This window comes from Natrialba swarupiae (assembly GCF_008245225.1).
Classification (GTDB): Archaea; Halobacteriota; Halobacteria; order Halobacteriales; family Natrialbaceae; genus Natrarchaeobius; species Natrarchaeobius swarupiae.
The window spans coordinates 219,735-238,997 of sequence record NZ_VTAW01000002.1; the positions used below are offsets into that span (position 1 = coordinate 219,735).

Here is a 19,263-nt window from a genome sequence, read left to right on the forward strand (position 1 = left end):
TCGGTACTTCTTGTCAGGAGACGTCACCGTACGTCAACGTTTCGTTCTCGCAAACGACGAACCTCGCCAACTCCCGCTTCGAGTGATTCTCGAGCAGATGGTTCTCGAGCGTCAGCGTCGGCTCGACGACTCGACGACAGAGGGGGCACTCGACGGGAGTTTTCGACGCCATACCGTCGAATCGGGCCGTGGACCCAAAAGTATGGAGCAAGCACTGTACGGACCGAAACGGTTCCGACTCGAGCTGTAAACTGATACAAAGATTCAAGCGGTCGGACCGTCCAGATAGGAGTGTACGTTCAATGACCGCAAGGGACGGCATCACTCCCACAGATCGACGTGTCGTTCGGGAACACTGGTCTCGTTCGGCGACCTCACGACGACGTGTGCGTTCGACGGAGGCGGGGACACGGGTCGAACGGTGAGTCGATGATCGGCGTACTCGAGAACCGACTGCCGCCAGAGGTTACGAGGACGACGCTGTATCACGTCGTGCGTCTCGTGTTGCGGCTGTACGTGGGAAGTTTGCTCGTCGCCGGGGTGTACAGTCTGCTCTGGGTCGCTGACGTCGCGGGACTGATCCCGGAAGCGCTGTTGTCGACGATCTGGATCGGAATCGCGGTCATGGGATCGCTCTTTCTCGTCCTCCTGATTCCACTGTTCTACACGTCACGCTCGAGCCACCGGTAATCTGCTCAGGATTCGGCTCGAGTCGTCCGTACCTTCCTCGAAATTCGAGGCGTTTAACCCGTCGTCATCCGGATCTAGTACTATGACGGTGGTTCTGGCAGGTGTCGGCGCCGATAGCACCAATCTCGGGGCTCTCGGGCCGCTGTACGACGACGGCCGGTTCGAGTACGTCCCGATTCCGGAGAAGACGGCCGAGACGACCGAATCCACGACCCTCGGGGATTGGTCCTTATCGGCAGACGGTCGCGTCGCGGCCGACCTGACGACGCGAATCGAGCCACAGCCCGTCCGCGGAGGGGTCGACGCCGTCAGCGGTTCCGAACTCGAGTCCTGGCCGCTTCACCACGACCCGAACTTCGAGGCGCTCACCTACGGCGAGCACAGGACCAGCGGCTACGTCTCTCGGCTCCAGTCGCTCGAGGACGGGGACGTCGTGGGGTTCTACGTCGGCCTGCGCCGTCCCGATGGCGACAGGGCACACCGGTACCTGATCGGATACGCAACGGTCGACCGGGTCGACGTCGTCACGCCCGACACCCCACGAGCCGAGCGAGAGGCAATCCTCGAGCGACACGCGGAGAACGCTCACGCGAAGCGCGCTCGAGACGGGACGCTCTACCTCGAGGAGAAGACGGTCGTCTTCGTCGACGGGCGCGAACCGGGTGGCCTCTTCGATCGTCATCCGATCCGCCTCAGCGAGTACGAGGTGAAACCGGGTAACGTTCGTGCACAGTACTATCTCCGCGAGTCGATCGAGGCGGGCTGGAACGTACGGGCGGGCGGGTCGAACATGATGTACAAGCCGGCGTACCGCTGTGGGCTCTCGGCCGAAGAGTTTCGCTCTCTCGTCGGTCCGCTTCGTGGCCGGTCGGCGACAGACGCCGACGTGGAATCGGGTCTCGAGTCCGTGCCGGAACGGTCGGTTTCTTGTAACGATACGTCGAAGGACCGACAGTGACCGAGGATAGGACCCGACACGACCGTATTAGCCGCCACGCCACGCCCGGGGTCGGAAACTCGCTCGCCACCTGGACCGCGGCGAAACACCCCATACGGATCGCGATCAACTACGTCGTCGTCTGGCTCGTCCGCATCTCGCCGAGCCTCCGGCTCAAGCGCTGGCTCCTTCGCCGAATCGGTACGACGGTTGGTGAGGGCGTCTCCTGGGGACTCGAGGCAACGCCGGACGTCTTCTGGCCGGAACTCCTCACGGTCGAAGATCACGCTATCGTCGGTTACGACGCGACGTTGCTCTGTCACGAGTTCCTGCAAGACGAGTACCGAACCGGCCGAGTCGTCGTCGGCGAACGGGCGATGATCGGCGCCGGTGCCATCGTCTTGCCCGGCGTCGAAATCGGGGCAGACGCACGGGTTGCGGCCAATTCGCTAGTGACGAAGGACGTCCCTCCGGGCGGGACCGTCGCCGGCGTCCCCGCCAGGCCAATGGGGTCAGACGACGATGACGAGTGAATTGCGACGAGAGAGCTGACGATTTGGCGGCGACGTCGAACACCCGGCTCGACTCTACGGGTTGCGATGACTGATTGCCGGTCGATCGCTTACCGATCTGCGATCGACCGGGACAGACGCATCGCAGTCCGTATCAGCCTGCTGGTTCTTCCGCGACCGGTTCAGCGTCGGACTCGTCGATATAGGTGCTCTTCCACGTTCCTCGAGAGAACCAGGCGACGCCGACGATCGCGCCGAGGACGTTGCCGACGGCCATCCCGGTCCAGATGCCGGTCTCGCCCCAGCCGAGCCCGAAAACGAGGACGAAGACGGTTCCGACGCGGCCGACCCACAGCGTGATCACGGAGATCGTCATCGCGATCTTGGTGTTGCCGGCGCCGCGGAAAGCGCCGAGCATCACCTGCGAGACGCCGATGAACGCGAACTCGACCGAGCGAATTCGGACGTACTCGACGCCGTAGGCGATCGTCGCCGGCGCGTCGGGGACGTCCCCCAGGAACACGCCGACGATCGGCTCGGTGAACGTCACGGCGACGACCGCGACGAGGAACATGACGCCAGCGCCGGTCGACGCGGCGAGCCACGCCGAACGGGACGCTCGATCGGCCCGACCAGCGCCGAGATTTTGTCCGACCATCGTGTCGATCGCCCGACCTAGCCCCATCGCCGGCAGGAACACGAGCGAGATGAGCCGATTGCCGAGCCCGTAGGCGGCGACGACCGGCGGCGAGAACGTGACGACCATCGCAGTCAGGGCGATCATCGCCAGCGCGCTCGTGCTCTGTTCGATCATACTCGGCGTTCCGAGGCGAACGATGTCCTCGATGAACGCGAGGTCGGGTTTGAGGTGGGCGAGAGTGGTGGTTGGTCCGACAGTCGTCCCGAACAGTAACCACAACCCGATGCCGGTTCCGACGCCACGCGCAACGATCGTCGCGACCGCCGCTCCCTCGATCCCCCAGCCCGTAAAGCCGGTCGCCGAGAACAGCGATCCCTCGAGCGTTCGGAGCCCGAGCCAGCCGAACAGCGGATTCTCCTGGAAGCCGAAGATCAAGAACGGATCGAGGACGACGTTGACGATCACGGAGACGACCATCACCAGCATCGGCGTCCGCGTATCGCCGTAGCCACGCATCAGCGCGGAGAAGACAAAGAAACCGAACATGAGTGGAATTCCGAGGAAGAACACTTCCATGTAGTCCGCTGCGAGTGGGATGACTGCCGCGGACGTTTCGGGATCGCTCGGCAGAATCTCGAGGGCCGGCCGGGTGTAGAAGTAGCCACCGATCGCGATCACGACGGACAGTAGCCCGACGAACGAAACCGTCTGCCCGGCGACCAGTCCGGCCGACCGGTTCCCTTCGGCGCCCATGTACTGGGCGACGAGGATCGCTCCGGCGGTCGTGAACCCGCCGGCGATCGCGATCAACAGGAAGACGAGCGGGAACGCGAGACTGATCGCGCCGACAGCGTCCGCGGAGAGTCGGCCGAGATAGAGCGTGTCGACGACGTTGTAGGTGACCTGCAACAGCTGAATAACGACGATCGGCCAGGCGAGGTGAAACAACGGGCGGATGAGACTCCCCTCGGTGATCGACTCGGTCGGATCGTCGAACGCAGACTCCGACCCCCCGTCCAACCCCTCATCCGCCGTGTCGCGTTCGAACTCGCCACTCGAGTCGGAGTGATCGTCGGGGTCGGAGGTTGGATCGTCTGAACTCATGCGTAAACGCCGTCGGCGAGTCCGTACCCGAAGGCCCGCGTCAGTTCGCGGCCATCCCGAGTGCGGACACCACAGGATGTGCCTCGACTGGTTGGAGAGGGGCCGGAGGCGGGAACCGCAGTCACTGACCGAATAGTCAGTTACGGCCGGGAAAATCCTTTCGAAACGATATTTCGATTACCGGAGACAGGCGGCGACGACCTCGAGCATCCCCTCGCCGCGAACCTCGTCTGCGAACAGCGGGACGCGCTTGACGTCGGTCCCCCGGAACAGTTCCTGTGCCTCCGAGAGTGCTGATTGCTGGACGTCCCACCGACGCTGGCAGAACGCACAGTCCTCGAGGTTCGGCTGGAGGAACTCCCCCTCGACGTCGTCGGTGACGTCCGAGAGTGGCTCCATGACGCGGTTGACGACGATCGTCCCGACCGGAATGTCGAACTCGTCGAGACGCGTGCGAAGTCGCTTGGACTCGAGGACGCTCATCTCCTCGGGGATCATCACGATCCGGAAGTCCGTCCGCTTCGGATCACGGAGTGCGGCTCGAAGACGCTCGATCCGCTCGCGAAGCACCTCCAGATCCTCGAGGCCTTCCTCGTCAGGTATTTCCTCGCCGCCGAACATCCCCTTGACGTTCTCGAACATCCCGCCGATCCGCTGGCGAAACTGGAGGAGACGGCCCGTCATGGTGTCCATGAGTTCGGGCAACTGAAGCAGTCGAAGCGTGTGGCCCGTCGGTGCCGTGTCGACGACGACCCGCTCGAATCGGGGGTCGTCGAGGTACTCGAGAAGCAGTTGCATCGCCGCCGCCTCGTCGGCACCGGGCATCGCGCCGCCAAGGAGAGCGTCCATCGGATTCCCTTCGCCGAGCATCTCGCCCAGGCCGCCGAGATCGCCGGGCATCTCGGGACCGCCGGCCCCTCCGGCCTCACTGCCTCCGCCTCCGGCTCCGCCGAACGCCGCCTTCCCGCCCTCGATCGCCGCGTCCGGATCGATCTCGACCCCGTAGAGGGGCACGTCCTCCCGAATGCGACCGGGTTCCGTGGGAACGGGGGTCTCGAAGGTATCGGAGAGCGAGTGTGCCGGGTCCGTCGAGACGACGAGCGTCGAGGTACCGCCGCGGGCGCTGTCCAGCGCGGTCGCCGCGGCCATCGTCGTCTTCCCGACACCGCCTTTCCCGCCGTAGAGGACGTACTCCGGCCCCTCGAGTGGCTCGTCTGAGGGTTCGACCTCGATCGTTTCGCGGTCGTCGACGGAGCCAGCGTCGTCCGTCGGGGTGACCTCGATGGTGTGTGCACCGCCGTCGCCATCGTCTGCGTTCTCCTCGACCGGCTCGACGTCGATTCCGCTCATGGTCGTGATACCTCGTCCCAACACCTGTATTCGTCGGTCCGGATCGGTCAGGTGCGCAATGACGTGCAGTGGCTACGACACCTCGAGCGCCGCCCACGGTACCCGGCCGGATCTACCGCTACTCGAGACCGTTCGAATTACCGACACTTGGGATGGTGATTTAACACCATTATATATTTAGTCGGCATATTATCGTTTAAGCCACATCATTAAATACGAGATCGCCGTTCGTTCGGTCAAGAGATCCGATCCGAGATCGGGTCACCGACAACACGCCTCACTACCATGTCACTACAAACCACGCAACGGACGGCGACGGAATCGACACTCGAGGAGACCACACCGACCCGCCAGGGCAACACCGAATCGTTCCCGTACGAAACGCCCGCCACCGGTGTCGCGCTTCCGACGCCAACCACCCGCGGTGTCCTCCGGTCCGAAGACGAGAACCAACCGACGGGGACGACAGGAACGACCGACTGTCCCGTCTGTGGCGAATCGACAGTCAACGGTGCAGGCCTGTTCGCCTGTACCGACTGTTGCTGGACCGGATCGCTCCGGTAACTCGAGGAGCACGCAGCTTTCGGAGTCGATGACACGATTCTTCCCGCTCACGCTCCGAATCATACACACACAACCTACACGAATCGAGTCGCCAACCGCTCGGCGGCTTCCTCGACTCGAGGCGTGACGAGTGCGAACCGGAGCCACTCGGTCCGCGAGTCGCCGAACGCCTCGCCGGGCATACCGGCGACACCGGCTTCGTCGATCAGTTCGAAGACGTTCTCGAGCGTTCCCGGATACCCCTCGAAGCGCGCCATCACGTAGAACGCGCCCTTCGGTGTCGTGTACTCGGCACCCGCTTCCTCGAGTGCGTCGGTGAACGCGTCCACCCGCTCGCGGAGGAGTTCGCGGTTTCGCTCGTAGTAGTCGGGTTCGGTCTCCCGGAGCGCGTTCAAGACGGCGTACTGTGAGGGACGACTGCCGGCGACGTTGACCAGCATGTGCCGGCTCCTCGCGTTCTCGACAAGCTCGGGCGGGAAGATCGCGTAGCCGACGCGAAAGCCCGTGATCGCCAGCGACTTCGAGAAGGCGTTCGTAACGATCCGGTGGTTGGAGTCGACCGAGAGGGCGCTCGCGAACTCCCCCGAGAGGTCGAAGTTGTCGTACACCTCGTCGCTAATCAACAGGGCGTCGTACTCCTCGGCGATCGCCACGAGTTCGCGGACGGTTTCGGCGGAATAGACCGCCCCCGTCGGGTTGTTCGGCGAGTTCACGACGATCGCCGCCGTCTCCTCGCTCGCCGCCGCACGGACGTCCGCCGGATCGAGCTGGCCCTCGTCGTCGGTCGCGACGAACCGTTGAGTGCCGCCGAGCATCGTCGTCTTCCCCGGATAGTAGGGGTAGACCGGGTCCGTCAGAATTACGTCCTCCCCACGATCGCGCTCGAGCGCCCGTGCCATCGCGAGGTAGTTCGCCTCGCCCGCGCCGTTGGTCACCACGACCTGTTCGACGTCGACGCCGCGACGGGCGGCGATCTCCTTCCGAAGCTCGAGCAGTCCGTCGCTCGGCGGATACTGAAACGCGGCGGGTTCGAGGTCGGCGTACTCGGAGAGTCCGTCGCGCAGCGCCTGGGGTGGCTCCCAGTCGGGGTTGCCACTCACCATGTCGATCACGTCACGATCCACACTCGAGGCGTACTTCATGACCCGGAAGAACAGCGGCGTCTCGTACTCCATGCGTGATACTGTCGCCGGCGATACGTCGTTCTTTCCGTTGACAGCGTACGGCGCTCTCGCCGGTCGTCGGTCGTCCGACTGCAGTGATCGACCGCCGACCGCACGTTTCGACGCCACGGAGCGATCAATCGATCGAAATCGAGGCCAGTGTGCCGTCGACGAGCGCGTAGAGATCGCCGGCGGCGGCGAACAGCCCATCGATCGTCCCCTCGAACCGGTGTCGCCAGCGGCGTCGTCCCCGCGTTTCGTCCCACAACTCGAGCCCGTTCGTCCCGACGAATCCCGCGGCGAAGGAGTCCTCGAAAGTGATGATCTCCGGCGGCGTGTAGACGAGTTCCCCGGTTATCGGGCTACTGACCCGCGGGACAACTCGCATGTTGCCCTCCCATCCGAGGCTCCCGTTTCGCGATCGAGCGCGACGACCGACCTGTGCTCCGACCGGTCGGGTTCGACCGACAGGACGACCACGTCGTCGACGACCGCGATCGGCGTGTGTCGGTCCCCGTCGCGAAACGACCACTCGACGGTCCCCTCGCTCAGGTCGAAGGCGCGGTAGCCGTCACCTGGAACGAGTCCAAACGACGGGGAGTAGGTGTAGATCATGTTCCCCTCCCACCGCCAGCGTTCGTCGCCCGTTTCGGGATCGAACCCGACCGTCTCGCGCCCGTTCGACGCATAACAGACGACCGCGTCGTCGGCCCGGAACAGCCGCTGGTAGCTCCCCTCCGTGTGCCACAGTTCGTCCCCACTCGAGCGATCGACCGCGAGCACGCCACCGTCGCCGTAGGCGTACCACCCCGAGTCGTCTTCCTCGATTCCCCGGATCGGTCCGTGGACGTGGCGTCGGACGGGACCGCCGTTCGATCGTGAGAGTACGAGCAGTTCGCGCTCGGTCGCGACGACCGTCAGATTCGGAGTCGCCTCGATTGCCACCACGTCGGCGGAGACGTCGCGTTTCCAGGCGACCGTCGGGCCGTCTTCCAGATAGAACCCGACGTCGAGGTCCTCCTCGAGGGAATCGACGTCGAGACAGCCCGCGGTTAGCCCGATGCCGGCGACGCCGATCGATCCGAGAAGACCTCGACGGTTCATCCAGTAGAAGTCATTCGATTTCCTATATAATCCAATCGGAACGTCAAACGAGACTATCGTCGGTGCTGGCGTCGGGTCCCGACCATTGACAACGACCGACGCCGTTCGTTCGGACGATGACCGATCAGATCGATCGCGAGCGCCCCGTGGCGGTCGCCGACGCGCTTCGAGAGACGGACGAGACCCTGGCGGTCGCCGAGTCCTGTACCGGCGGGCTGATCGGGGCCGCGATCACCGCCGTTCCCGGCGCGAGCGACTTCTTCGATTCGGGGGTGACGGCCTATGCCTACGGCGCAAAGCGGAGATTCCTCGGGGTCAGCCGCGAGTCACTCGACGAACACGGCGCCGTCTCCGCGCCGGTCGCTCGCGAGATGGCCCGCGGCGTCCGTGACGTCGCAGACGTCACCTGGGGGCTCTCCACGACTGGAATCGCGGGGCCGACCGGCGGAACGGCGGAGAATCCCGTCGGCACCGTCTACGTCGGCGTCGCCTACGCTGGTCCCTGGGGGAGCGAGTCCTCGTTTGCGACCGCCACGCGGTACGAGTTCGACGGCGACCGTGCGGAGATCCGCGCACGAACGGTCGACCAGGCGCTCGAGGACCTGCTCGCGGCGATCGACGAGCGCGACCGCGAATAAACGGTTCGGGTTCGAAGAGCTTTCCACTCGGGGAACACTCTCGAGAGAAAGGTATTCGTCCGTCGGTTCACGAGTAGGGGGTGGATGAACAAGAAGGGACACGTGCTCAACGCCGTGTTGTTGAGCATCGGGCTGGGGTATATCCTCGAGCCGGCGACGGAGCTGTCGGCGGTACCGGAAACACTCTGGACGATGGTAGCGATCACGGTTCCGGTCACGCTCGGTGCCATGGTTCCGGACATCGACACGGCCTTCGGCACGCACCGAAAGACGCTCCACAATCTCCCGTTGTTGATCGGGTTCGTCGCGTTCCCGTTTTACTTCGGGAACCTCGAGTACGTCTGGATCGGCGTCCTGACCCACTACGTCCTCGACATGGCCGGGAGCAGACGCGGCATCGCGCTGTTCTACCCGCTGCTCTCGACGGAGTACGATCTTCCGACCGGCGTCCCCGTCAGCAGCCGGTACGCGACGATCGTCACGGTGCTCGTGACGGGTGTCGAACTGGCGGTCGCAGCGGCGATCGTCTTCGACGTGCCCCAGTGGGGACTCGAGGTCGGTCGCCAGACGCTCGGGATCTGAAAACGAAACGGACCGACGCTACCGCTTGTTCGGAACCCACTGCTCGCAGGCGTCCATGTCGTCCATCGCCCGTTCGTGGCGGGCGCAGTACGGAACCATGCCCGAGGAGGACCGAACGTACTCGAAGTGTCGGCAGTTCCCACAGTAGCGGTCGGTCGGATCGGGGTCGGGTTCGGCCGGGGCGTCGACGATCTCGGCGTCGTCGCCACCGTCCATGGGCGAGGAGACGTTGTCAGTTGTCGACCCGCCGTCGCTGGTCGGTGTCGGCGTAGCGATGCCGTTTCCGGCAGAACGACCCGACGTCCCGCCCGTCGAAGACGGACTCGAGCGAGCAGACTGGGAACCGTCGTCGTCGGCGGAGAGAACAGTTCCGTCGTCGGCTCTCGACGCCGTCTCGGTCGTCCCTTTCGATCCAGTCGAATCGGCGTTCGTCTGCGTCTCGACATCGCCGTCGGGCGTTCCGCCCAGTAGACCGATACCGCCGAATCCGCCAGACGACTGCTCTTCTTCAGGGACTTCGACGATCGTCTGGTTTCGGCGGGTGACGTTCATCTCGAGCATGCCGCCAGGGTCGTTTCGCGTCTTGAAGTTGACGACGGCGGTGAACAGACACCAGACGGCGGTGAACAGGCCGAGAAGGTAGACGGCCGAGACCTGCAGGGTAAGGTCGTCGCCGACGCCACGCCAGTGGTAGGGGTAGGCGTACCAGAACAGTGCGACGCCCAACAGACAGAGACTCGCGCTGATCGCGGCAGCCGCCCGGACGCGACGGCCCGCGGGTAACACTGTGAAGACGCCGACGAGCGCGACGGGAACGCCGAGGCCGGCGAGCAGACCGCCGATGCGAACCGACGCGTACGTCTCGCCCATCTCCCAGCCCAGCGAGCCGACGAACCCGCCGAAGAGATCGGTCGCCGCCAGGAGGACGGCGACGACGGCCAGGAGCGCGCCGACCAGGACGAGCGCCGTTCCCGCGTACAACCGCCGGGGAGTGGTTACTCCCCGTGCGTTCCCCTCGTAGACGTCCGTCAGGCTTGTCATGCGGGGTCATTCGACCTCCCTCCACAAAACGGTACGTCAGACACAGGTCAGTTCACAGAGGGGAACGGGCGTTCGTCGGACGCGTCTCTCACCGGTTGCGAGCGCTACTCGAGATCCCACCACGCCGCGTAGTGGTCGACGACCTCGTCGACCGCGGCGACCGCAGAGTCGGTATCTCCCTCGAGCCAGACGAACGGGTCGTCGATCGTCGAGTCGATGCCGAGTACGCCCTCGATCGTGCCGAGTGTCGCGTACGCGAGGTGGCTGGGGTGGTAGCCGCCTTCCTGGATCAGTGCGAGCCGACCGCTCGCGGAGGTTTCGGCGATCCGACGCGCTCGCTGACCGAACGATTCGAACCCGGCTTTCGTCACGACGTTCCGTCCGAGCGGATCGACCGTTCCGGGGTCCCCACCGGCGCTGACCAGCAGGAGGTCGGGGTCGTACTGGCCCACGATGGGGTCGACGAGGCGGTCGAACGTCACCGCGTAGCCGTCGTCGCCGGTCCCCGGCGGAAGCGGAACGTTGACGTTGTAGCCGACGCCGTCGCCCGTCCCGTGTTCGTCCACGTTGCCCGTCTGGGGGTGAGCCTCGGGGTTCCACGAGACGTGCTCGCTGTGGAGGCTGATCGTCAGGATGTCCGCGCGATCGAAGAAGATCTCCTGCGTGCCGTTGCCGTGGTGGACGTCCCAGTCGAGAATCGCGACGCGGTCGATGTCCCCGTGTGTGAGCGCCTCCTCGGCTGCCACCGCGACGTTGTTGAAAAAGCAGAAGCCGTCGACCTGTGCCGGCTGGGCGTGGTGTCCGCTCGGTCTGACGGCCGCGTACGGGACGTCCTCGAGTCCGTGCGCGATGGCGTAGTCGGCGGCTTCGGCGGCGGCACCCGCGGCGTACCGGGCGGCCCTGTACGTCGCCTTGTTAGCGCCGGTCCCGCCGGTGATTCGGCCGCCGCCCCCAGCGCAGAACGTGCGTAACTCCTCGACGTGAGACGGATCGTGGACGCGGTGAAGCTGCTCGTCCGTCGCTTCCGGCGCGTCGCGCCACCGAACCCGGTCCTCGAGTTCGTGACGGAGGACGTGGCGGATGTTTCGCAAGCGGACCGCCCGATCGGGGTGGGGCTGTTCGACCGCGAGTCGTCCCGTCCACGGTGCTTCCCCCTCTCCTGCTGGCGGTTCGTGCTCGAGAAACCGCTCGTCCCAGAGTGCGGTTACCTCCATCGTCTCTGAACAGAGACGACCGACGAGTTAGGTGTACCGATTGCGGAAGTGTACTTCCGCAATAGCCGTCGCGCCCGTCACTCGAGCGATCGAATAGACGGTGGGTTGAACGACTGTGGCGGCGGTATCGAGGGAAGACGGTCGATCGATACGATCGCTGCCTGCGATAGCTATATGAGGATCCACGTCAATAGAGCAGATAACCGGAAGTATATTTCCGGGTTTCGTGATGACCGAGAGGAACTCGAGCCCCGACCCAGCGATCGACGAACTGCTCGCTCGCGAGTACGAACGGTATCGAGAGCGGACGCCGAACTCGAAGACGATGGCCGACGAGCTCCGAGAGATCGTCCCGGCCGGCGTCTGCAGCACGTTCCGGGCGTACGATCCGTACCCGTTCCACGCCGAGCGTGCGGAGGGTACGACGATTCACGACGTCGACGGCAACGAGTACCTCGACTTCGCGCTGAACAACGGAACCCAGCTCGTCGGTCACACCCATCCACGACTGACGGACGTCGCCACCGATCAGATCGAACGAGGGACACTCTACACCCGGCCGAGCGAGCTGCTCGAGTTCGCAGCGACTCCGCTGATCGATCGGTGGGAAGCGATCGAACAGGTCCGCTTTACGAACAGCGGAACGGAGGCCGTGATGCACGCCACTCGTCTCGCACGCGCGTACACCGGACGCGAGAAGATCGTTCGAATGGAGGGAGCCTACCACGGCGCACACGACCCGGCGCTCGTAAGCAAGATGCCGCCACTCGAGCAGGCCGGTCCGGCAGGCGATCCGCGGCCGGTCCGCGAGTCTCAGGGGATCCCGTCGTCGGTTCCCGACGACGTCCTTCTCGCTCAGTACAACGACGCAGAGAGCGTCGAAGGGTTGTTACGCGAACGCGGATCGGAGATCGCCGCAATCCTGGTCGAACCTGCCTGTCTCAACCTCGGGCTCGTCGAACCGGAGGACGGATTTTTACAGCGCCTGCGCGAACTCGCCGACGAGTACAACGTGGTGTTGATCTTCGACGAGGTGAAAACCGGCGTCAAACTCGCGCCCGGTGGCGGTGCGGAGTACTACGGCGTCCAGCCGGACCTCGTCGCGCTCGCGAAAGCCATCGGCGGCGGCTACCCGGTCGGCGCGTTCGGCGGCCGACGCGAGATCATGGAGCTGATCGCCGACGATCTGAACGACGGCGTCGCGACCGGCGCGGCACACTACGGGACGTACAACGGAAACCCACTGTCGCTTCGCGCCGTCGGTGTCACGCTCCGGGAAATCCTGACAGACGAGGCCTACGACCACGTCGCCGACCTCAATGCTCGGCTGGCCACCGGCTATCGCGAGGTCATCGAAGACTCCGGCCTCGAGGCCCAGGTGAAAGCCGTGGGCTCTCAGGGGATGGTCCACTTCACCGAGGAGCCGATTCGTACCTTCCGCGACTGGACGCACGTCGACGAGGAGTTCCACGAAGCCTACTGGATCGGGATGGTAAACAGAGACGTTCTTCCACACCCCCACGACGCCTCCCAGCAGTGGACGGTAAGCGTTCGACACACTGCCGAGGACGTCGACGCCCACGTCGACGCGTTCGCGGATCTCGCCACGCATTTATCCGACGCCCAACACTAGTCGGGCGATGACGAACGATCCCGACCGGCGGACGTACGACGTGCTTCGGCTGCTGGCAGAGCACGAGCCGATCGGTAGCGTCCGCCTCACGGACCACCTCCGAGAGCGGGGCTACTCGATCACCGAGCGAGCGGTTCGGCTCACGCTCGCCGACCTGGACGACGCTGGCCTGACCGAGAAGGTCGGCGGCAAGGGCCGACGACTCACCGCGAACGGACGCGCCGAACTCGAGCGCGGCGGCGTCCGTGGCCGGGTCGAACAGGTGCGGGAGAAACTGGCCGACATGACGAGTCGGGTTACCTACGATCCGTCGACCGATACCGGTGACGTTATCGCCGGCACCGTCACCGTCCCGCGGGCGAAACGCGACGAACTCGAGGCGGTGCTCGAACGGATCGACGACTCCCCGCTGGGGCCGGTTGCCGCCGGTATCGAACCCGTCGACCGGAACGGAACCGACTGTCTCGAGGTGGCCGTCCCCTCGAGCGTGACGATCGACGGCGTCTTTCTCTCACACGGGATCGAAAGCTACCCCGATACGATCGGTGTCGTCGAGTACGACCCGGACTCCGACGACGTTCCGTACGAGGGTCCAGATCAGGCGGAAAACGGTGGGGCGATCCGACGGTACACGGACGTGATCGGCGACGAACGAGCGACGCTCGACGTCGTCTCCCTGTTGATCGAAGCTCACCGGACCGACGTGACGAGTGCACTCGACGGAGAGGTCGGGTTGCTGGTCGCCGACAACAGGGAGTTTCCGCTCGCACATTACGAAACTGCCCGCGAACTCGCGGTCGGAACCCGCAACGCACTCGGTGGTTCACTGGACGTTCGTCGACCGCGTGAGTCGGGCCCGTTTCCCTGGGGAGATCCGGGCTGGGCGTTCGGCTCACTCACCTACGCCGGAGGATCCGAATGCGTCATTTCGGCTTGTGTAGAGGCTGACTTGGCACTCGAGTGGGAGACACTTCGGGGGCTCCGACCGCGTTCCACTCTCACCCATGAGTGATTAGGTATGGTTATCTTCAAGGAATTACACCTAGTTGTGGGGTAAGTTGCCCTCGAACCGCGATCCACAATTAATATATAAACAATTTCTGAAGTACCGTGAGAAGGTTTATGTATTGGAAACGTAGATAGTGTGATACGGTGGCAAGAGTATGCCAGGACAAACACACGGACGACGGACGTTTCTCGAGCGAGCGGCCGCCGGCGGAAGCGCGGTCACGCTCGCCGGGCTCGCAGGGTGTACAGGGGTCCTCGAAGACGACACGCTGACGGTCGCCGTCTACGGCGGCGTGTTTCAGGACGTGATGGACGAAGAGCTGTTCGCTCCGTTCGAAGAGGAGGTCGACTTCGAGGTCGAATCCGAAGCGCAGCCGACCTCCGAGGAGGCGCTCACCCAGTACGAAAACGCCGTGGGAGCGGGGGAAGCGCCCGTCGACGTCGCCATCATGGCTCAGACCGGCGTCATGCAGGGTCTGAACTCCGATCTGTGGCACATCTGGGACCACGACGACTTCGACAACGTCGAGTACATCAGCGACGACCTCGTCGGCGAGGCCGACGGTGGAATCTCGAGCGTCGGTGCGCTGTCGTGGTATATCAACCTCGTCCAGAACACGGACGTCATCGAAGAGCCAGTCGACACGTGGGAGGCGTTGTGGGACGAGGAGTACGAGGATACGCTCGGACTGCTGGGCTACGCCTCGAACTCGTTTTTACTCGAGGTCACAGCAGAGTTACACTTTGGCGGCCAGGAGATCCTCGACGACCGCGACGGCGTGATGGAGGTCTTCGAGGAACTCGAGGGCGTAACCGACCAGGCGAACTTCTGGTACGAGAACGAAGCGGAGTTCCAACAGCGACTTCGGGACGGCGAAGTGCCGGCGGGGATGCTCTACAGTGACATTACGCTCGTCATGCAAGACGACGGCGCGCCGGTCCAGTCGAACTTCGTCGAAGAGGGGTCGATCCTCGACTCCGGACTCTGGGTTACACTCGAGACCTCGGAGGTCAAAGAGGAGGCACGGCAGTTCATCGATTATGCGAGCCAGCCCGAGGTACAGGACCTCCTCGCCGAAAATCTGTATACGAGTCCGACGGTCGAAGAACAGTACTCCGAGATCGACGGCGAGTTGTACGAACAGATCGCCGGCCCCGGACCGGACGCCGCAATCTCACCCAAGTACGAACTCTACGTCGAGGACGAAGACTGGGTGAGCGAACGCTGGGAGGAGTTCATCATCGGCTAAGCCAGAATGAGCGGAATCTCACTCGAGGGCGTGACGAAGCGGTATCCGGGCGGCGTCCTCGCCGTCAAGGGCGTCGACATCGACATCGAAAGCGGCGAGTTCGTCACGCTCGTCGGCCCGTCGGGCTGTGGAAAGACGACGACGTTACGGATGATCGCCGGCTTCGAGACGCCGACCGACGGGACGGTTGGAATCGACGGCGAGAACGTTACCGACGCGCCGCCCTACGAGCGCGACACCGGGATGGTCTTTCAGGACTTCGCGTTGTTCCCCCACATGACCATCGACCAGAACGTCGCCTACGGGATGGAGGCGGCGGGCGAGTACACCGACGAGGAGATAGACGCACGCGTCGCCGAGATGCTCGAGTTAGTCGAACTCCCCGACGTCGGCGATCGGACGCCCGACCAGCTTTCTGGCGGCCAACAACAGCGGATTGCGCTGGCTCGCGCGCTCGCTCCGAAGCCGAAGGCGCTGTTGCTCGACGAGCCACTCGCGAGCCTCGACAAGAAGCTTCGCGAGCAGATGCAAGTCGAGTTACGCCGAATCCAACAGGAGATCGGCATCACGACGGTGTTCGTCACGCACAACCAGGAGGAGGCGTTGACGATGTCCGACCGCCTCGCGGTGATGAACGACGGCCGCTTCGAACAGATCGGACCACCGGAGGAGGTCTACGACGATCCCGACTCCCGGTTCGTCGCCGACTTCCTCGGCACCGCCAACATCTTCGACGGCACCGTCGCGTCCGTCGAAGACGGCTACGCGACCGTCGACTGTCCCGACGTGACACTCCAGTCGACGAATCCGGCCGGCGTCGAGGCCGGAACTGAGGTCTCGGTCGTCGTTCGACCCGAGCGGTTCCGACTTCGGGACGCGAGCACCGACGGCGGCGTCGGTCTCGACGCCGACGGGACCAACGTGTTCGAGGGAGAAGTCACGTTCAAACGACACCTCGGCAGCAGCGTCGAGTTCCGCCTCGAGACCGACGGCGGTCGCGAGATCGTCGTCGTCCGCCGGAGCGGGCTCGACGAACTCGAGCCCGGCGACCGGACGACGGTCGCTATCGACGCCGAGGACTGCCGGCTCGTGGAGGCGTAGATGGCGACGGAGACGCCCACGGACGACGGTGCCGGCGAGTCGGGCCGTGCGGGCCTGAAGGCGAACGCGAAGTGGTACGTCCTCTCGTACCCGCTGTTCTGGCTCGTCGCCGTCTTCCTCATCCCGCTGTCCATGCTGGTCGTGTTCAGCTTCTGGGTAAACATCCCCGGCGGGCAATACGAGATGGGCTTTACGCTCGAGAACTACGTCAGGTTCCTCACGAGCAGCCTCTATCTCGGCCAGACGTGGCTGACGATCGAACTCTCGCTCGTCACTGCAATCCTCTCGCTGGTGCTTGGCTACCCGATCGCCTACTACCTCGCGCGGATGAACCGTCCGTGGCTGCGGAGTCTGCTGTTGCTCACGATCATCTCCTCGCTGTGGGTGACGTACGTCATCCGGGCGTACGCCTGGCAGGTTATCCTCGCCTCGGGCGGCTTTCTGAGTTCCTTCGGCGTCGCCGTCGGAATCCTCTCTGAACCCCGGTCGTTCTACCCGGGCTACTGGGGGCTGGTGGTCGGCATGGTGTACGTCTTCTTGCCGTTCATGATCCTCACGCTGTACAGTAGCATCCGCAACATCGACGACGAACTGCTCGAGGCCTCGAGGAATCTCGGCGCAGGGCCGGCGAGGACGTTCAGGAAGGTGACGTACCCGCTGTCGAAAAACGGCATCGCGAGCGGCACCGCACTCGTCTTCATCCTCGCGCTGGGTTCGTACGTCCTGCCGCGACTGCTGGGGAGTTCCGCCGAACGGACCCTGCCGGTGTTGATCGAACAGCAGATCATGAGCGAGAGCAACTACCCGTTCGGCGCTGCGATGAGTATCGGGCTGATCGTGGTCGTGCTCGCGTTCCTCTGGGTGATGGTTCGCTTTACCAACGTGACGACCGCAAGCCTGAGCGGAAGCGACGAAATCGCAACCGACGGCGGATCCGAGGCTACACCGGCGGTCGGCTCCTCGAGTTCCCCCATAGGGATGCGCATCCGGTCTGCAGTCGTCGACGCGGCCTCGGTTGTCGGTCTCACGTACGTCGTTGCCCGAATCGCGGGGGGCGTCGACTCGCTCGTGACGACGGTAGACTCCTCGACCCGGGAATCGATCATCTGGGTGACGTTCAGAGCGTACGTCGCGGCGGCGATGGCCTTTATCGCCGTTCCGCTCGCGATCATCGTTGCGGTCTCGGTTACGCCCGAGGAGTTCCTGACGTTCCCACCGGGTGGCGTCTCGGGACGGTGGTACGTCGAGTTCTTCACCGACACAAGCTGGATGGGCGCACTCGCGAACAGCCTCGGGATCGCTCTCGGTGCGGCGATCCTCAGCACGACGATCGGTGGCGGTCTCGCGTTTGCGCTCGATCGATTCGACTACCGCTTTGGCACGATCTACGGCACGCTCGGCGTCCTCCCGATCCTCGTTCCACCCGTGATCATCGGCGTCGCCTTCCTCGTGTTCTTCCTCGAGGTCGGCCTCGCCGGCTCGCGGACGGCCATCGTCGTCGCACACGGGATCTTCTACGCGCCGTTCCCGTTCATCCTGATCTCTCAGGGGCTTCGAGAGATCGACCGAACGTACGAGGAGGCCGCGATGAACCTCGGAGCGTCGCCGGTGCGGACGATTCGGACGATCACTTACCCGCTCTTGCGCGCGAACGTGATCTCCGGGGCGTTGTTCGCCTTCATCCTCTCGCTCAACGAGTACATCATCGCGTGGCTGCTCTCGTTGTTCCTCGTCGAGACGATCCCGATCGAGATCTTCAACCAGCTCCGATACTCCTATCCGCCGACTATCGCGGCCGCGAGCGTGGTCTTCATCGGCCTCACCGTCGTCGTGATGACGGCGATCGATCGGCTCTCCGGAGGGATCTGGGAGTAATGTCCGTTCGAATGGAGATGAGTGGCTGATGGCGGACGAAACCCGAATCGTCGTCGCTCAGACGGTCCCCGAGTTCGGGGCCGTTGCCGACAACCGCGAACGAACGCTCGAGATCGTCCGCTCCCATCCGACGGCCGATCTCGTCGTGCTTCCGGAACTCGCGACGTCGGGCTACGTGTTCGAGTCGACCGACGAACTGGCGTCGATGGCCGAACCCCGGGACGGGGAGACCGCTCGAGCGTGGTCCGCGGTCGCCGCGGAGACTGAAACGTGGATCGTCGGCGGCGTTCCCGAGCGAGCGGACGACCGGTACTACAACAGCGCCTTCGTCGTCTCGCCGGACGGCCTAGAAGGCGTCTTCCGGAAGGTCCATCTCTGGAACGAGGAGAACCGCTGGTTCGAGGCGGGTGACCGGCTGCCGGTGTTCGACGCGCCGTTTGGCCGGCTCGGGGTCCAGATCTGCAACGACCTGTGGTTTCCCGAGGCAACGATCACGCAGGCCCGACGCGGTGTTGACCTGATCGCCGTGCCGACGAACTGGGTCCCCGATCCCGGTGTGGCGAGGGAGAACCGACCTGCCGACTGGACGATGGGCGTTCACCAGGCGGTCGCACACGCCAACGCCAATCGAGTGTTCGTCGCCTGTGCGGACCGCGCCGGCCTCGAGCGCGACGTTCCGTTCGAAGGCCAGAGCGTCGTCCTCGATCCGAACGGGCGACCGCTTGCCGGACCCGCGCCGGCCGACGGCGAGTACGTCCTCGAGGCCGACTGCGATCTCTCGCGGGCGCGGGACAAATCGCTGACCGACCGCGACGACGTGCTCGCGGACCGTCGACCCGACGTCTACGACTTGTAAG

At 64.4% G+C, this 19,263-nt stretch carries 20 protein-coding genes; 12 read left to right on the forward strand and 8 right to left on the reverse strand.

The window, feature by feature from the left end; translation table 11 throughout:
• Positions 1-13: 13 nt before the first annotated feature.
• Entirely contained in the window at positions 14-172 is a 159-nt protein-coding gene (locus FYC77_RS20330; RefSeq protein ID WP_202911763.1) for a hypothetical protein, read from the reverse strand.
• A gap of 257 nt (positions 173-429) precedes the next feature.
• Here FYC77_RS20330 and FYC77_RS03145 point away from each other — a divergent pair, with 257 nt between their 5' ends.
• The 3 genes from FYC77_RS03145 (at position 430) to FYC77_RS03155 (ending at position 2,160) form a co-directional block, all read left to right on the forward strand.
• Complete coding sequence (locus FYC77_RS03145) at positions 430-690, forward strand: hypothetical protein (RefSeq protein WP_149080055.1); 261 nt, start codon at positions 430-432, stop codon at positions 688-690.
• Positions 691-772: 82 nt separating this feature from the next.
• The gene (locus tag FYC77_RS03150) at positions 773-1,648 is read left to right on the forward strand and encodes an Nmad3 family putative nucleotide modification protein (protein WP_149080056.1); all 876 of its coding nucleotides are present in this window, start codon (positions 773-775) and stop codon (positions 1,646-1,648) included.
• The gene (locus FYC77_RS03155) at positions 1,645-2,160 is read left to right on the forward strand and encodes an acyltransferase (protein ID WP_149080057.1); all 516 of its coding nucleotides are present in this window, start codon (positions 1,645-1,647) and stop codon (positions 2,158-2,160) included. The genes FYC77_RS03150 and FYC77_RS03155 overlap by 4 nt, the downstream gene beginning before the upstream one ends.
• A 133-nt stretch (positions 2,161-2,293) precedes the next feature.
• Here FYC77_RS03155 and FYC77_RS03160 read toward each other — a convergent pair whose 3' ends face one another.
• Together FYC77_RS03160 and FYC77_RS03165 are read right to left on the reverse strand one after the other, a co-directional pair.
• A complete protein-coding gene (locus tag FYC77_RS03160; protein ID WP_149080058.1) occupies positions 2,294-3,883 on the reverse strand; it encodes an MATE family efflux transporter in 1,590 nt (529 codons plus the stop codon).
• Positions 3,884-4,060: 177 nt separating this feature from the next.
• Positions 4,061-5,233: an ArsA family ATPase gene (locus FYC77_RS03165; protein WP_149080059.1), complete on the reverse strand. Its 1,173-nt coding sequence runs from the start codon at positions 5,231-5,233 to the stop codon at positions 4,061-4,063.
• 285 nt (positions 5,234-5,518) lie between these two features.
• On the opposite strand from FYC77_RS03165, the gene FYC77_RS03170 reads away from it, so the two are divergent.
• Entirely contained in the window at positions 5,519-5,797 is a 279-nt protein-coding gene (locus FYC77_RS03170; RefSeq protein WP_149080060.1) for a hypothetical protein, read from the forward strand.
• A 74-nt stretch (positions 5,798-5,871) separates the two neighbouring features.
• Here the strand turns inward: FYC77_RS03170 and FYC77_RS03175 are convergent, their stop codons facing one another.
• The 3 genes from FYC77_RS03175 to FYC77_RS03185 all read right to left on the reverse strand — a co-directional run bounded on the left by FYC77_RS03175 (position 5,872) and on the right by FYC77_RS03185 (position 8,064).
• Positions 5,872-6,972 carry a pyridoxal phosphate-dependent aminotransferase gene (locus tag FYC77_RS03175; RefSeq protein ID WP_149080061.1) on the reverse strand — a complete coding sequence of 367 codons (1,101 nt, stop codon included), beginning with the start codon at positions 6,970-6,972 and terminating at the stop codon, positions 5,872-5,874.
• A gap of 124 nt (positions 6,973-7,096) precedes the next feature.
• Positions 7,097-7,348, reverse strand: coding sequence for a hypothetical protein (locus FYC77_RS03180; protein WP_149080062.1), 252 nt, complete (start codon positions 7,346-7,348; stop codon positions 7,097-7,099).
• Complete coding sequence (locus tag FYC77_RS03185; protein ID WP_149080063.1) at positions 7,315-8,064, reverse strand: outer membrane protein assembly factor BamB family protein; 750 nt, start codon at positions 8,062-8,064, stop codon at positions 7,315-7,317. Before FYC77_RS03185 ends, FYC77_RS03180 begins: the two co-directional genes overlap by 34 nt.
• Positions 8,065-8,180: 116 nt before the next feature.
• On the opposite strand from FYC77_RS03185, the gene FYC77_RS03190 reads away from it, so the two are divergent.
• Together FYC77_RS03190 and FYC77_RS03195 are read left to right on the forward strand one after the other, a co-directional pair.
• Complete coding sequence (locus FYC77_RS03190; protein ID WP_149080064.1) at positions 8,181-8,702, forward strand: CinA family protein; 522 nt, start codon at positions 8,181-8,183, stop codon at positions 8,700-8,702.
• 84 nt (positions 8,703-8,786) lie between these two features.
• On the forward strand, positions 8,787-9,284 hold the full coding sequence (locus FYC77_RS03195) for a metal-dependent hydrolase (protein WP_149080065.1): 498 nt from the start codon (positions 8,787-8,789) through the stop codon (positions 9,282-9,284).
• Positions 9,285-9,302: 18 nt separating this feature from the next.
• On the opposite strand, the gene FYC77_RS03200 is transcribed toward FYC77_RS03195, so the two are convergent.
• Entirely contained in the window at positions 9,303-10,325 is a 1,023-nt protein-coding gene (locus FYC77_RS03200) for a DUF7139 domain-containing protein (RefSeq protein ID WP_149080066.1), read from the reverse strand.
• Positions 10,326-10,429: 104 nt separating this feature from the next.
• Positions 10,430-11,539 (reverse strand): arginase family protein, encoded by a 1,110-nt coding sequence (locus tag FYC77_RS03205; protein WP_149080067.1) that lies wholly within the window; start codon positions 11,537-11,539, stop codon positions 10,430-10,432.
• A gap of 229 nt (positions 11,540-11,768) precedes the next feature.
• On the opposite strand from FYC77_RS03205, the gene FYC77_RS03210 reads away from it, so the two are divergent.
• From FYC77_RS03210 to FYC77_RS03235, 6 genes are all read left to right on the forward strand, one after another.
• Positions 11,769-13,172, forward strand: a complete 1,404-nt coding sequence (locus FYC77_RS03210; protein ID WP_149080068.1) for an aspartate aminotransferase family protein — start codon at positions 11,769-11,771, stop codon at positions 13,170-13,172.
• Positions 13,173-13,179: 7 nt separating this feature from the next.
• Positions 13,180-14,184 carry an NrpR regulatory domain-containing protein gene (locus FYC77_RS03215; RefSeq protein ID WP_149080069.1) on the forward strand — a complete coding sequence of 335 codons (1,005 nt, stop codon included), beginning with the start codon at positions 13,180-13,182 and terminating at the stop codon, positions 14,182-14,184.
• A 151-nt stretch (positions 14,185-14,335) separates the two neighbouring features.
• Positions 14,336-15,430 (forward strand): ABC transporter substrate-binding protein, encoded by a 1,095-nt coding sequence (locus FYC77_RS03220; protein WP_149080070.1) that lies wholly within the window; start codon positions 14,336-14,338, stop codon positions 15,428-15,430.
• Positions 15,431-15,436: 6 nt separating this feature from the next.
• Complete coding sequence (locus tag FYC77_RS03225; RefSeq protein WP_149080071.1) at positions 15,437-16,531, forward strand: ABC transporter ATP-binding protein; 1,095 nt, start codon at positions 15,437-15,439, stop codon at positions 16,529-16,531.
• Complete coding sequence (locus FYC77_RS03230; protein WP_149080072.1) at positions 16,532-18,406, forward strand: ABC transporter permease subunit; 1,875 nt, start codon at positions 16,532-16,534, stop codon at positions 18,404-18,406.
• Between the two features lie 28 nt (positions 18,407-18,434).
• Positions 18,435-19,262 carry a nitrilase family protein gene (locus FYC77_RS03235; RefSeq protein ID WP_149080073.1) on the forward strand — a complete coding sequence of 276 codons (828 nt, stop codon included), beginning with the start codon at positions 18,435-18,437 and terminating at the stop codon, positions 19,260-19,262.
• Position 19,263 lies beyond the last annotated feature (1 nt).